At 57.8% G+C, this 13,085-nt stretch carries 11 protein-coding genes (1 of these 11 cut by a window edge); 7 read left to right on the top strand and 4 right to left on the bottom strand.

Annotated features, from left to right (window positions below):
• Positions 1 to 1,522 carry the 5' portion of a multiple monosaccharide ABC transporter ATP-binding protein gene (gene mmsA / locus ACZ5FP_RS20315; protein ID WP_464663995.1) on the bottom strand. The gene continues 8 nt to the left of window position 1, outside the view, so the window shows 1,522 of its 1,530 coding nt (coding positions 1-1,522); the start codon lies at positions 1,520 to 1,522; the stop codon falls past the left edge of the window.
• Positions 1,523 to 1,696: 174 nt separating this feature from the next.
• The gene (gene chvE, locus ACZ5FP_RS20310; RefSeq protein WP_464663993.1) at positions 1,697 to 2,752 is read right to left on the bottom strand and encodes a multiple monosaccharide ABC transporter substrate-binding protein; all 1,056 of its coding nucleotides are present in this window, start codon (positions 2,750 to 2,752) and stop codon (positions 1,697 to 1,699) included.
• A gap of 328 nt (positions 2,753 to 3,080) precedes the next feature.
• Between chvE and araD1 the strand changes: the two genes are divergently transcribed.
• Together araD1 and ACZ5FP_RS20300 are read left to right on the top strand one after the other, a co-directional pair.
• Positions 3,081 to 4,073, top strand: a complete 993-nt coding sequence (gene araD1, locus ACZ5FP_RS20305) for an AraD1 family protein (protein WP_464663991.1) — start codon at positions 3,081 to 3,083, stop codon at positions 4,071 to 4,073.
• A gap of 65 nt (positions 4,074 to 4,138) precedes the next feature.
• Entirely contained in the window at positions 4,139 to 4,909 is a 771-nt protein-coding gene (locus ACZ5FP_RS20300; RefSeq protein WP_464663989.1) for an SDR family NAD(P)-dependent oxidoreductase, read from the top strand.
• 4 nt (positions 4,910 to 4,913) lie between these two features.
• Here the strand turns inward: ACZ5FP_RS20300 and ACZ5FP_RS20295 are convergent, their stop codons facing one another.
• Positions 4,914 to 5,588: a FadR/GntR family transcriptional regulator gene (locus ACZ5FP_RS20295; RefSeq protein WP_464664035.1), complete on the bottom strand. Its 675-nt coding sequence runs from the start codon at positions 5,586 to 5,588 to the stop codon at positions 4,914 to 4,916.
• Positions 5,589 to 5,842: 254 nt separating this feature from the next.
• Positions 5,843 to 6,766, bottom strand: a complete 924-nt coding sequence (locus tag ACZ5FP_RS20290; protein ID WP_464663987.1) for a helix-turn-helix domain-containing protein — start codon at positions 6,764 to 6,766, stop codon at positions 5,843 to 5,845.
• A gap of 86 nt (positions 6,767 to 6,852) precedes the next feature.
• On the opposite strand from ACZ5FP_RS20290, the gene ACZ5FP_RS20285 reads away from it, so the two are divergent.
• The 5 genes from ACZ5FP_RS20285 to ACZ5FP_RS20265 all read left to right on the top strand — a co-directional run bounded on the left by ACZ5FP_RS20285 (position 6,853) and on the right by ACZ5FP_RS20265 (position 13,074).
• Positions 6,853 to 8,133 carry an ABC transporter substrate-binding protein gene (locus ACZ5FP_RS20285; RefSeq protein ID WP_464663985.1) on the top strand — a complete coding sequence of 427 codons (1,281 nt, stop codon included), beginning with the start codon at positions 6,853 to 6,855 and terminating at the stop codon, positions 8,131 to 8,133.
• Positions 8,134 to 8,211: 78 nt separating this feature from the next.
• The gene (locus tag ACZ5FP_RS20280) at positions 8,212 to 9,072 is read left to right on the top strand and encodes a carbohydrate ABC transporter permease (RefSeq protein WP_464663984.1); all 861 of its coding nucleotides are present in this window, start codon (positions 8,212 to 8,214) and stop codon (positions 9,070 to 9,072) included.
• Positions 9,069 to 9,905: a carbohydrate ABC transporter permease gene (locus tag ACZ5FP_RS20275; protein ID WP_464663983.1), complete on the top strand. Its 837-nt coding sequence runs from the start codon at positions 9,069 to 9,071 to the stop codon at positions 9,903 to 9,905. Before ACZ5FP_RS20280 ends, ACZ5FP_RS20275 begins: the two co-directional genes overlap by 4 nt.
• An 11-nt stretch (positions 9,906 to 9,916) precedes the next feature.
• A complete protein-coding gene (locus ACZ5FP_RS20270; protein WP_464663981.1) occupies positions 9,917 to 11,005 on the top strand; it encodes an ABC transporter ATP-binding protein in 1,089 nt (362 codons plus the stop codon).
• Between the two features lie 62 nt (positions 11,006 to 11,067).
• The gene (locus ACZ5FP_RS20265; RefSeq protein WP_464663979.1) at positions 11,068 to 13,074 is read left to right on the top strand and encodes an aldo/keto reductase; all 2,007 of its coding nucleotides are present in this window, start codon (positions 11,068 to 11,070) and stop codon (positions 13,072 to 13,074) included.
• The last annotated feature ends 11 nt before the right edge of the window (positions 13,075 to 13,085 follow it).

The following is a 13,085-nucleotide window of genomic DNA, read 5'->3' as shown; positions in this document are numbered from 1 at the left end:
TTTTCCCTTCGGCACGGATAATGGCGCGCATGATCTTTTCCTGGCTTGCTTCCTTGGCTGGCATTTCGCCGACGATCCTTCCCTGGTTCATCACATAGATCCGGTCACAGACGCCGAGCAGCTCCGGCATTTCCGACGAGATCATCAGCACGCTTTTGCCCTCGCTCACCAGCTGGTTGATGATGGAATAGATTTCATATTTTGCCCCGACGTCGATCCCGCGGGTCGGCTCGTCCAGCATCAGCAGGTCCGGATTGGCAAAAAGCCATTTCGACAGGACAACCTTCTGCTGGTTGCCGCCGGAAAGGTTGCCGGTTTTCTGATAGATGCTGGATGAGCGGATATTGGTCTTGCGGCGATATTCATTGGCGACTTTCAATTCCGCCATATCGTCCAGCACACCGCCATGCGAGACACCGTCAAGGTTGACGATGGTGGTGTTGTGCTTGATGTGGTCGATCAGATTGAGCCCATAGGTCTTGCGATCTTCCGTGACATAGGCAATGCCGTTTTCAACAGCCTTGCCGATGGTCGAGACATCCGCCTTCCTGCCCTTGATGAAAACCTCGCCGCTGATCTTGCGGCCATAGGCCTTGCCGAAGACACTCATGGCAAATTCGGTGCGCCCTGCCCCCATCAGCCCGGCGATCCCCACGACCTCGCCTTTGCGAACGTTGAGATTGATACCGTTGATGACGGTCCGGTCGCTGTGAACGTGATGGTGGACCACCCAGTCCTTCACTTCAAAGACCACGTCGCCAATATCCGGCTCGCGCTGGGGAAAGCGATCCGCCAGCTGGCGGCCGACCATGGAGGTCACGATCCGGTCCTCGGAGATCGCATCCTTGTCCAGCGTTTCGATCGTCGCTCCGTCGCGCAGCACGGTGATGCGGTCTGCAACCTTGCCGACTTCGTTCAGCTTGTGGGAAATCAGGATCGACGAAATACCCTGCGCCTTGAACTCCAGCAGCAGTTCAAGCAGTGCATCGCTGTCCTTTTCATTGAGACTGGCCGTCGGCTCATCGAGAATGAGCAGTTCGACCTCTTTGGACAGGGCCTTGGCGATTTCCACCAGCTGCTGCTTGCCGACGCCGAGATTGGTGATCAGCGTCTGCGGATCTTCGCGCAGGCCGACCTTCTTGAGCAGCGCACGCGTGCGGGTTTCCGCAGCATGCCAGTCGATAATGCCGAATTTTGCCGGTTCATTGCCCAGGAAGATGTTCTCGGCAATGGACAGAAGCGGCACAAGGGCCAGCTCCTGATGAATGATGATGATGCCTTTCGCTTCACTGTCGCCGATATCGCGAAAGTGCTGTTCCTGCCCGTTATAGTGAATGTCACCCTCATAGCTGCCATGCGGATAGACACCGCTCAACACTTTCATGAGGGTTGATTTTCCCGCACCGTTCTCGCCGACGAGCGCGTGAATCTCGCCCTTGCGGACATTCAGATTGACATTGTTGAGCGCTTTCACCCCGGGAAAGGTTTTGGTGATATTGCGCATTTCGAGGATAGTATCCATGCAGATCCTCATCGACGCCTGCGAGCAGCATTATAGGCTCAGACGGCGTTTCTCTTGGCAAACTTATAGAAACCCAGCGGTCGCACACCAGCGGAATATTCTTGGCAGGCATCACGACCGGCGTAACAACAAACCCTGCGCAATGATGCGCAGGGTTTGCCGGATATCCAAGACTTATTTGATCTGGGCTTCGGTGTAGTAACCGCCACCAATCAGGATGTCCTTCCAGTTGGTCTTGTCCACTTCCACCGGCTTCAGGAGATAGGACGGAACAACCTTGACACCATTGTTGTAGGTCTTGGTGTCGTTGATCTCCGGCTGCTCGCCCTTCAGCACCTTGTCGATGACATTCGACGTCACCTTGGCCAGTTCACGCGTATCCTTGTAGATCGTGGAATACTGTTCGCCGGCGATGATCGACTTCACCGAGGGAACTTCGGCATCCTGCCCGGAAACAAACGGGAACGGCTGGTCCTTGGTGCCGTAACCGACACCGCGCAGCGACGACAGGATACCGATCGACAGGCCATCATAGGGCGACAGAACGGCGTTGACCTTCTTGTCCGTGTAGTAGGCGGAAAGGAGATTATCCATGCGGGCCTGGGCGACGGCGCCATCCCAGCGCAGCGTACCGACTTTGTCCATGCCGGTCTGGCCGGACTGGACGACGAGCTTGCCGCTGTCGATCAGAGGCTGAAGCACGGACATCGCGCCATTGTAGAAGAAGAAGGCGTTGTTATCGTCGGGTGAACCGCCGAACAGTTCGATGTTGAACGGGCCCTTTGCTTCGGGAAGACCGAGCGCCTTCACGAGCGATCCGGCCTGCAGGACACCAACCTGAAAATTGTCAAATGTCGTGTAGTAGTCGACATTGCCGGAATCGCGGATCAGGCGGTCATAGGAAATGACCTTGATGTTCGCATCATGCGCCTGCTGCAGCACATTGGACAGCGTGGTGCCGTCAATGGCCGCGATGACCAGAACCTTCACGCCCTTGGTGACCATGTTTTCGATCTGGGCAAGCTGGTTCGGAATGTCATCTTCCGCATATTGCAGGTCAGTGGTGTAGCCGCGTTCCTTCAGCGCCTTCACCATATTGTCTCCGTCAGCAATCCAGCGTGCGGAGGATTTCGTCGGCATCGAGATGCCAACGGCGCCCTTGTCCTGAGCAAAACCCTGCGTACCCATCGCAGAAAGCGCGATCAGGCCTGCAGCAACCATCTTAAACATTTTCACTGGTATCCTCCCAATTTCCCTAATGGACGCTATTTTAGTCGAGCATGTTTTCCGGGTGGAATCGTCTTCGTATCAGCCTCCAGCTCCTCCCAGAGCACGATCCTTGCAACACTTATCTCAAAAGTATGACTTTTGGAATAGTCCTTTCGAACCACAGCAAAAAGTCTTTCCCGGCGGGCCACCAGCGCAATCAGAAAACCGAGCTCGCAACCGTTTACATCGATATAATACTATTATAGTATTTTTCAAAAATCGCTCGCTAAAAGTCAAGAATGAAGTGAAGCTGCTTTGCTTCACACGTTAATTCCCCGGGAGGACAGACGTGAATTTGGTTCAATTGCTCAATGCCAATGGGAAGCGGCAGGTTGCCGCGCGGGTGGATGATACGTTCCGGCACGTGAAGCGGACCCGGTCGATTCTCGAACTCGCGCACGCGGCCATTGAAGCCAAGACCTCCCTCTCCAGGATCGTCAAAGAGCGCGGGCTGGGCAAAGTGCTCGACATCGAGGCCGCCTATGCCGAAGGGCGGTTGCTTTCGCCCATCGATACGCATGATCCGGCCCACATCCATCTGACGGGAACGGGCCTGACTCATCTTGGATCCGCAGCGACGCGCGATGCCATGCACCGCAAGATCGACGATGCCAAGGAAGAGACCCTGACCGATTCGATGAAGATGTTCCGCATGGGTCTTGAAGGCGGCAAACCCAAGAAGGGACAGACCGGCGTACAGCCGGAATGGTTCTACAAGGGCAATGGCACGATGCTCACCGGGCCGGGGCAGCCGCTTTTGTCTCCAGCCTTTGCCGAAGACGCCGGCGAAGAACCGGAGATTGCCGGTATCTATGTGATTGGTTCCGACGGCACACCGTTCCGCATCGGCTTTGCACTGGCCAATGAATTCTCCGATCATGTCACCGAACGCGTCAACTATCTCTTCTTGGCTCACTCCAAACTGCGCCCGTGTTCCCTGGGGCCGGAGTTGATCGTGGGGGATCTGCCGGCCGACATCCGCGGCAGTTCGCGCATCCTGCGCAAGGGCAAAGCGATCTGGGAAAAGCCGTTCCTGTCCGGTGAAGACAACATGTCCCACACGATTGCCAATCTCGAACATCATCATTTCAAATATCCGGTTTTCCGCCAGCCCGGCGATGTCCATGTCCACATGTTCGGAACCGCAACGCTGTCCTTCGCCGATGGCATCAAGACAGAGAATGGCGACGTTTTTGAAATCGAAGCGCCCGCCTTCGGCCTGCCCTTGCGCAATCCGCTGAAAATACAAAAGCCGGTAAAGGTGAAAGTGGCTACACTTTAAGGTGCAAAACTGCCAGACAGGTCCGCACGCCCTGCCCGCAACAATAATCGGTACAGATGATGACAATGACGCCGTCCGTTTTCGCACGCTATCCCGGCCTGTCCGGCAAGCCAGTTTTCATTTCCGGCGGTGCAACGGGTATCGGCGAAATGATCGTCCGTGCCTTTGCGGCGGAAGGCGCCAGGGTGGGGTTTGTTGATCTTGCCGAGGCGGAAGGCAGAAATCTTGCTGAAGAACTGAATGCTTCAGGTGGCAACGTGACGTTTCGCGCCGCCGACGTGACGGATATCGGTGCCTATCAAAGAACAATCCGCGAAATCGAGAAGATCCAAGGCGCGACAACGGTTCTCGTGAACAATGCCGCCAATGACACACGCCATGACTGGCGCGAGGTGACACCGGAGTATTTCGACCAGCGCATTGCGGTGAATCTGCGCCACATGTTTTTCGCCATCCAGGCCGTTGCGCCGGCCATGATTGCCGCCGGCGGCGGTTCCATCATCAACTTCGGCTCCGTCGGCTGGATGATGGCATCGGGAGGATATCCCGGCTATGCCTCTGCCAAGTCGGCCGTCCATGGCCTCACCCGCTCCTTTGCCCGCGATCTCGGCAAACACGCCATCCGCGTCAACACGCTGGTGCCGGGCTGGGTGATGACCCAGCGCCAGCTCGATCTGTGGGTCGACGATGCGGCCAATGAATTGATCGACCGCAGCCAATGCCTGGCTGGGCGGGTCATGCCCGACGATATCGCCCGGATGGCGCTGTTCCTCGCATCGGATGATTCCAGAATGTGTTCCGCCCAGAACTTCATCGTCGACGGCGGATGGGTCTAAGGCTCTAGTCCGTGCCCGAGGCTGCGAGGACGCGTTCGGCACCATCCTGAATGACGCCGCGCATGGCTTCCTTGGCAGTCGCAACGTCCCGGTCCCTGATGGCATCGGCGATGGCCCTGTGCCGTGCAACCGAATGCATGTGACGCTCGGTGTTGGGTATGGGCGAGCTGATCGTGAACGTTGTCACCAGCGCCACCTCGATCAGGGCACTGATCGAGCGCATGAACGGATTGCCGGAGGCTTCCGCGATGGCAATGTGGAACTGCAGGTCGCTATGGACAAAGTGTGCGGGCGATTCTCGCGTGCTGCCCATCTCCTCAACCCACTCGTAGAGCTTGGCAAGCTGCGCTTCCGTGCGCCGCAATGCGGCGAGACCCGCAGCTTCCGGCTCCAGCGCCAGGCGCATTTCCACGATGCTCGACAGGAAGGCGGCGCTGGCACCGGCCTCGAAATGCCAGACCAGAATATCCGGATCGAAAAGGTTCCAGTTGGAGCGCTCCAGCACGCGGGTGCCGATCTTGGCCTTGGGCTGGATAAGGCCTTTCGCCGCCAAGGTCTTCAACGCCTCGCGCAGAACGGTGCGCGACACGCCAAAGCGCTCGAGCAGTTCCGCGTCCCCCGGCAGAATGCTGTTCTCGGGATAGGACCCGTTGACGATCCGCAGGCCAAGATCGCGCATGACGTGGCCGTGATGCGTACGCGAATGACCCGCCGTACGAAAATCATAATTGCTGAGTTCGTTTTCGACCAATTGTATCCCTGTGACTGGCGATTTGCTTCTTGACGCTGAAGCAAATATTGATCGGCTCCACGTGCTTCGTGGACGCAGTCTGCTTCGCCAGTTCCTCCCTGACCATTATTTATAATATTATATGATCAATAACAATTCTCAATCTGAACAACGCGCAAATCCGCTGCCGCTTGCCATGGGCGCTATCCTTGAAATCCAGCCGTCCCGCCGGTCAATTGCCCTCCGCTGCGCAGATCACGCCGGAAGTCCGATGGGGACATGCCGGCAATATTGCGGAACGACTTGTTGAAGGCGCTGAGCGAGCCAAACCCGCTGTCCATCGCGACCTGCAGCACATTCGCCCTGTCCTGCAACAGCATGGCCTGCGCGTAGGACAGCCTGAGAAGGCTCACATAATTGTTCAATGTCATGCCAGTCGATTTCTTGAACACGCTCATCGCATATTTGGGATGAAGCCCCGCCGACGTGGCTATGTCGATCGAGTCAATTTCCTGCAGAAAGTTGCCTGCTATAAAATCACACATTCGCGCAACCACCCTGGACGACTGCTGACTGGATTGCTCACCAGCAGACATATTCGGGCAATCAGGCACCAAGCGATAAGGCTCGAAGCCAACGCGCTCGATCCGCAGAAGCAGTTCATTGACCGCATGTTCCGCCTTCACCGGATCGCCTGACCGGGCATAGGCGTACCATCGCGTAAAGTTTTCCCTGTCGGCCGCATCGGTTGCGGCGGTGACAAGGGTCGCTCCCTGCATCAACCGGCTTGGCACGCTCTCCGGCAGACGCATGCGAAAGAAATGCACGAGCGGCAGATGCGCACCCGCGTAAATCGAATCGTCGGAGGATTCGTCCATCCGGTGCGGCTGACCGCCCCAGAACAGGCACATGTCGCCCGCATTGAGGCGGATCTTGTGATCTTTCATCCGGTAGTGCACGGAACCGCGAATGACGTAGTTGACCTCGACCTGCGCATGCCAATGCGGCATGGCCATGACGAGCGGGTGATTGTGAAACATTTGCAGGGCGGTTGGCAGACCTTCGACACTGCTTGCCCCCGGCTGATAGATCGGCCTTTCTCCCATCTTACTTTCCGCCCAATTCATGTTCCCTTTATGAGAGACAGGCGCTCCCTTGCCGCTAGTGTAGCCATGTTCGCAAAGATCGGGCAATTGAAAAGGGAGGATTTTCAATGAGCTTCAAATTTCTTGGCGCGACAGCACTTGTCGCAGCATTGGGCATGGGTTCGGCGACCGCTTCGGCACAGCCAACCGAAATTACCATCTGGAGCTGGGATATCGCGGCTTCGTCCCTGAAAGTATCGCTGGAAGGCTTCAACAAGCAGTTTCCGGATATAAAGGTGAATGTTCAGGATCTAGGCAATAACCAGGTCTTCGAGAAGACGCTCGCTGCCTGTGCTGCGGGCGGGGATGGTCTGCCGGACGTCGTCACCATCGAGAACTACAAGGCCGAGATTTTCTGGAACCGTTTTCCCGATTGCTTCACCAATCTGAAGGAACTCGGCTACACCAGCGACATACAAGCCAAATTCCCGGATTTCAAACGCACCGAGCTGGAAGCCGGCAATGTCCCCTATGCCATGCCCTGGGACTCCGGTCCCGTCGCCGTTTTTTACCGGCGCGACTATTACGAAAAGGCTGGCGTGGATCCCAAGAGCATAACGACTTGGGATGATTTCATTGCCGCTGGCAAGAAAATTGCCGCTGCCAACCCCAGCGTTGTCATGGCTCAGGCGGACTTCAACGGCGACAGCGAATGGTTCCGTATGATCTCCAATGAACAGGGCTGCGGCTTCTTTTCCGCCGATGGCCAGACCATCACGATCAACCAGCCCGCATGCATTGCCACGCTGGAGAAGATCAAGCAAATGAAGGATGCGGGCACGCTCACGGCGGCCAATTGGGACGAAAAGGTTCAGGCCAATACCGCGGGTACCGTCGCGAGCCAGCTCTATGGCGGCTGGTATGAGGGTACAATCCGCACCAACTCTCCCAAACTTGCGGGCAAATGGGGCGTCTACCTCATGCCGAGTCTTACGCCCAACGGACCCCATGCGGCCAATGTCGGCGGTTCGTCATTGGCAATCAGCAGCGGCTCGCCGAACAAGGCAGCGGCCTGGACCTATCTGAACTACGTCCTCGGCACCGATGAGGGACAGATCACCATGCTCAAGAACTTCGGTCTTGTACCATCGCTGCTCAGTGCCGAGAAACAGCCCTTCGTGTCTGAAGCACAGCCCTATTGGGGCGGGCAGGCCATCTGGACCGATATTCTTGGCACATTGCCAAGGATCGTGGCCGGTCGCGGCACCGCATTTCAAGGTGATGCAAACGGCATCTACAAGGCAACCCAGACCAAATATTTTGCAGGAGGATATCCCGACGCAAAGGCTGCCCTCGATGATGCAGCAAACCAGATCGCATCGGCAACAGGACTGCCAATCGCTCAATGAGCTCAGCGCCGGACAGGAGTGGGAGCGCCTGTCCGGCATTCCGTTGGAAGACCTGACTATCGCCGTGGAGGACAATTGATGCAGCTGCGCAACCGGGCCGCCTATGGGTTCCTTGCCCCCTATCTCATGGTTTTTACGGCCTTCTGGATATGGCCGATCATCAGTTCATTTGTGATGTCGTTTCAGAACACCCGTGTGAATCCCTGGGCTTTCAGTTTTGGCGCCAATTGGGGTCGTCTGTTCAACGATCCCGCCTTCTACAATGCACTGAAGAACACGATGATCATCCTGATCATTCAGGTTCCCGTGATGATCACGCTGGCGACAGTCATGGCCGTCCTGCTCAACTCCCCGCTCCTGAGAGCACGCGGCCTTTTCCGCTTTGCCTTCTTCGCACCCATCGTGGTCGGTGAAGTCGCCTACGCCGCCGTGTTCCGTCTCATGTTCAATCTTGATTTCGGTGTCATCAACAAGCTGCTGAACAATGTCGGCATAGCTTCCATTTCATGGTTTGCGGACGCCCCCGCGGCCATGGCGCTTCTTATCATCGCTGTGACCTGGCGTTGGGCCGGGTACAATGCGATCATCATACTGGCGGGGCTCCAGTCCATTCCCGGCGATGTCTACGAAGCGGCAACGCTGGACCGCGTGAGCAAGCTCCGGCAGTTCATCCACATCACCCTGCCGCTTCTGAAACCCATCATCCTGTTCTGCGTGATCCTGTCGATCATCGGATCGATGCAGCTTTTCACCGAGCCGTTCCTCATCACCAATCGCGGCGGTCCCGGCGGCGGAACGGAGACCCTGGGGCTGTTCCTCTACCGGCAAGGCATTACCTCGCTGAACTTCGGCTACGCTTCGGCGATCGCCTACACCATGGCCGCACTGGCGGTGCTGATTTCGCTGCTCAATCTTTGGATCGGGAGGGACGAGAAATGAAGTCGCAGTCACGCTCGACCCTGGTCCGCTCAGTTGCACTGCATGGCGTCCTTATTCCGCTGGCGATCATCTGGCTGTTTCCGCTCTGGATGATGTTCGTGTTCGCGACCATGCCGGACTACGGCATTTTCAGCCCGCAGATCGAACTTCTTCCATCCACGCATTTCCTGGAGAATTTCAGCAATCTGCAGGCGGATACGGATTTCATCCGCGCCCTGACAATCTCCATCGGCGTCGCGATCGTCTACACCGTCCTGTCGGTCCTGCTCACCTCCATGGCGGGCTGGGCCCTCGCCCGTTACCAATTCGTCGGCAAGTCCCTGGTCATCGCGATCATTCTCGGCACGATCACCCTGCCTTATTTCGTCGTGGTGATCCCGCAGTTCATCCTGGTGGCGCGCGAATTCAAACTGGCGAACACCTGGATCGCCCTGATCGTGCCGCCGCTCTTCAACTCGCTGGGCGTGCTGTTCATGCGGCAGGCGTTTTCCATGATGCCGGCCGAGCTCTTCGACGCAGCGCGGGTGGAAGGGGTCAAGGAATGGCAAATTTTCCTGCGCATTGCCCTGCCACTTGCCAGGCCGACCATGGCGGCGCTCGCGATCATTCTCTTCCTTGCATCCTGGAACAATTATCTCTGGCCGCTGCTGATCAATTCCCGGCCGGGCATGCTGACCGCTCCGGTTGCGCTCGGAACATTGATCGGTCTCACCAAGGTGTCGTGGGGCGGCATCATGGCCGGCGCCGTCATGCTCACGGCACCGATCCTCGTCATTTTCATTCTTCTGCAGCGCCACTTCATCGCCGGCATCGCCGCCGGCGCCATCAAATAGGGAAACGCCGCATGGCCGAACTTTCACTCAGGAATGTCGTCAAACGTTTCGGTTCCTACGAGATCATCCGCAACGCCTGCCTCGATGTGGCCGATGGCGAGTTCGTCGTCTTCGTCGGTCCCTCCGGCTGCGGCAAGTCCACGCTCTTGCGCATGATTGCCGGTCTCGAGCACATTACCGACGGCGAAATCCATATCGGTGACACGCTGGTCAATGACGTCGAACCTGCCGACCGCGGCATTGCCATGGTGTTCCAGTCCTATGCGCTGTACCCGCACATGACCGTCGAGCAGAATCTCGCCTTCGGCCTGCGCATGACCGGCAACCCGAAAGCCGATACGGAGCGCCGGGTTCAGCGGGTGGCTGACATTCTTCAGATCAGGGAGCTCATGCAGCGCCGCCCCAAGCAGCTGTCAGGCGGACAGCGCCAGCGCGTTGCCATTGGCCGCGCCATCGTTCGCGAACCGCGAGTTTTCCTGTTTGACGAACCGCTCTCCAACCTCGATGCGGAGCTGCGGGTGCAGATGCGCGTCGAGATTTCCCGCCTGCACAAGGAACTGGGCACGACCATGATCTACGTGACCCACGACCAGACCGAAGCCATGACCCTGGCCGACAAGATCGTGGTGCTGCGGGGCGGTAACATCGAACAGATTGGCGCACCGCTCGATCTCTACGATAATCCTGCCAACCAGTTCGTCGCCGGTTTCGTTGGGTCGCCGAAAATGAACTTCATGAGCGCCGAGGTTGTTGCGGCGGATCCTGACAGCATCACCATCACCCTCGTGAATCAGGGCAAAATCCGTCTCACCCTGCCCATGAACAATCCGCCACCGGCACTTGGTGAGAAAGTGACGCTCGGCGTGCGTCCCGAGCATTTCGCCAAGGCGGGTCAGGGGGATGCCGACATGACCGTCACGGTGGATGTTGCCGAACATCTCGGCAACACCAGTTACATCTACGCCAACGTCGCCGGCGGGGAACAGCTGATCATCGAGCGTGAGGAATCGCGCAATGCACTCAAGACCGACACCCTGACCATCGCCATCAAATCCAGCCACGCCCTGCTGTTCGACAAAGCGGGAAACAGGCTCCGATAAGCCGGACTTCGCTTTTCCAGCCACGCTCCCGGTGGCCGCAACGCACTCAAAGAGGACATAGCATGACTGACACAACATCCATTCGCTGGGGCATTATCGGCCCCGGCACCATCGCCCGCACCTTTGCCGATGGCATTGCCCATTCGACGACGGGAAAGCTCATCGCCATTGCCTCACGCAATCCGGACAAGCCGGAACTCGCAACTCAGTTTCCCGGCGCCCGCATCGTCAACGGCTATGATGCCTTGCTGCGTGACCCCGAGATCGACGCGGTTTACATCGCAACACCGCACACCGGCCATGCCGAATGGGCAATCAAGGCCATCCGCGCCGGCAAGCATGTGCTCGTGGAAAAGCCGATTGCGCTCAGCGCCCATGATGCCGATGCGATCTTCCACGAAGCCCGCAAGGCGGGTGTGTTTGCCGGTGAAGCCTTCATGTATCGCCTTCATCCGCAAACCGCCAAACTGATCGAACTCGTCAAAAGTGGTACAATCGGCGATATCCGTATCATCCGGTCAAGCTTCGGCTTCAATATGGGCAGTGTCAGACCGGATCATCGCCTCTTTGCCAACGACACCGCAGGCGGTGGTATTCTCGACGTCGGCTGCTATCCCGTTTCCATGGTTCGGCTTATTGCGGGCAGCGTCGAAGGCAAACCATTTCTCGAACCGGAATCTGTTTCAGGCGCCGCTCATCTTGGCCAGACAGGCGTCGACGAATGGGCGTCGGCGCTGCTCAAATTCCCGAACGGTATTGTCGCTGAAGTCTCCTGCTCGATCATGGCGGAACAGGACAATACACTTCGTATCATCGGCGCACGCGGCCGCATCGAGGTTGAGGATTTCTGGTATGCCTCCGGCCAACAGGGCGGCACGGGCAAGATCGAGATTTTCCGGCCCGGCGGCGTGCATGAAACCGTCGAGGTGAAGGAGAACCGTTGGCTCTATGCCTTCGAGGTGGACGCGGCGGGCAGCGCCATCCGCGAAAAACAGCAGGAATTTGCGGCACCCGGCATGAGCTGGGCAGACTCGCTCGGCAACCTGCGGGTGCTCGATCAATGGCGCGCCGCAATCGGACTCGAGTACAGCATTGAAAAGGCTGCCAAGCGGACCAGGACGATCTCCGGTGCCAAGCCGGTTCCCGGCAAGAGTGTACCCAAAAGGGCAATCCCCGGTCTTACAAAACCCGCTTCCTCCGTGGCGCTGGGATTTGAGTTCTTTCCGAATTTCGCCGCCGGTTCCCTCACCTTGGATGCCTATTACGAGGCGGGCGGCAATCTGTTCGATACGGCCTATGTCTATGCCGGGGGAAAGACTGAGGAAATCTTCGGCGACTGGCATACCAGCCGCTCCGTTCCACGGGAGGATATTGTCCTCATCGGCAAGGGAGCCCATTCGCCGCTCTGCTATCCCGATGCCATCGGCAAACAGCTCTCGCGGTCGCTTGACCGCCTGAAGACCGATCATGTCGACGTCTATTTCATGCACCGCGACAATCCCGATATCCCCGTCGGCGAATTTGTCGACGCCATGGATGCGGAAGTTAAGGCGGGCCGGATTCGCGGCCCGTTCGGCGGGTCGAACTGGACGCGGGAGCGGATGGACGAGGCCATTGCCTATGCGGTAAAGAACGGCAGGACGACGCCCGGTGCCCTGTCGAACAATTTCTCGCTCGCCGAAATGCTGGACCCGATCTGGGCGGGTTGCGTCGCAGCCTCGGATGAGGATTGGAAAAGGTGGCTGAACGCGAAGCAGATGCCGAACTTTGCCTGGTCAAGCCAAGGCCGCGGCTTCTTTACCGATCGCGCCGGCCGTGACAAGCGGGACGATGAGGAACTGGTCCGCGTCTGGTATTCCGACAGAAACTTTGGCCGGCGTGACCGGGCGATCGAACTGGCAGGCAAACTCGGCCGCAATCCCATTCACGTGGCGCTGGCCTATGTGCTGGCCCAGCCCTTCCCCGTCATTCCGCTCATTGGGCCACGCACCCTCGGCGAGCTTGAAGACAGCCTTTCCGCACTCGATATCAATCTGACCCCGGATCAGGTGAAATGGCTGGAAGGCTAGGCGTGGATGTG

Source organism: Phyllobacterium sp. T2-21 (assembly GCF_055378485.1).
This window is presented reverse-complemented; position numbering and strand designations above follow the sequence as displayed.

Coding starts and splice junctions, on each gene's coding strand:
- chvE (WP_464663993.1), bottom strand. CDS start 2,752: ATGTTTAAGATGGTTGCTGCAGGCCTGATCGCGCTTTCTGCGATGGGT.
- ACZ5FP_RS20270 (WP_464663981.1), top strand. CDS start 9,917: ATGGCCGAACTTTCACTCAGGAATGTCGTCAAACGTTTCGGTTCCTAC.
- ACZ5FP_RS20265 (WP_464663979.1), top strand. CDS start 11,068: ATGACTGACACAACATCCATTCGCTGGGGCATTATCGGCCCCGGCACC.
- ACZ5FP_RS20285 (WP_464663985.1), top strand. CDS start 6,853: ATGAGCTTCAAATTTCTTGGCGCGACAGCACTTGTCGCAGCATTGGGC.
- ACZ5FP_RS20295 (WP_464664035.1), bottom strand. CDS start 5,588: ATGCGCGATCTTGGCCTGCGGATCGTCAACGGGTCCTATCCCGAGAAC.
- ACZ5FP_RS20300 (WP_464663989.1), top strand. CDS start 4,139: ATGACGCCGTCCGTTTTCGCACGCTATCCCGGCCTGTCCGGCAAGCCA.
- ACZ5FP_RS20290 (WP_464663987.1), bottom strand. CDS start 6,766: ATGAATTGGGCGGAAAGTAAGATGGGAGAAAGGCCGATCTATCAGCCG.
- ACZ5FP_RS20275 (WP_464663983.1), top strand. CDS start 9,069: ATGAAGTCGCAGTCACGCTCGACCCTGGTCCGCTCAGTTGCACTGCAT.
- ACZ5FP_RS20280 (WP_464663984.1), top strand. CDS start 8,212: ATGCAGCTGCGCAACCGGGCCGCCTATGGGTTCCTTGCCCCCTATCTC.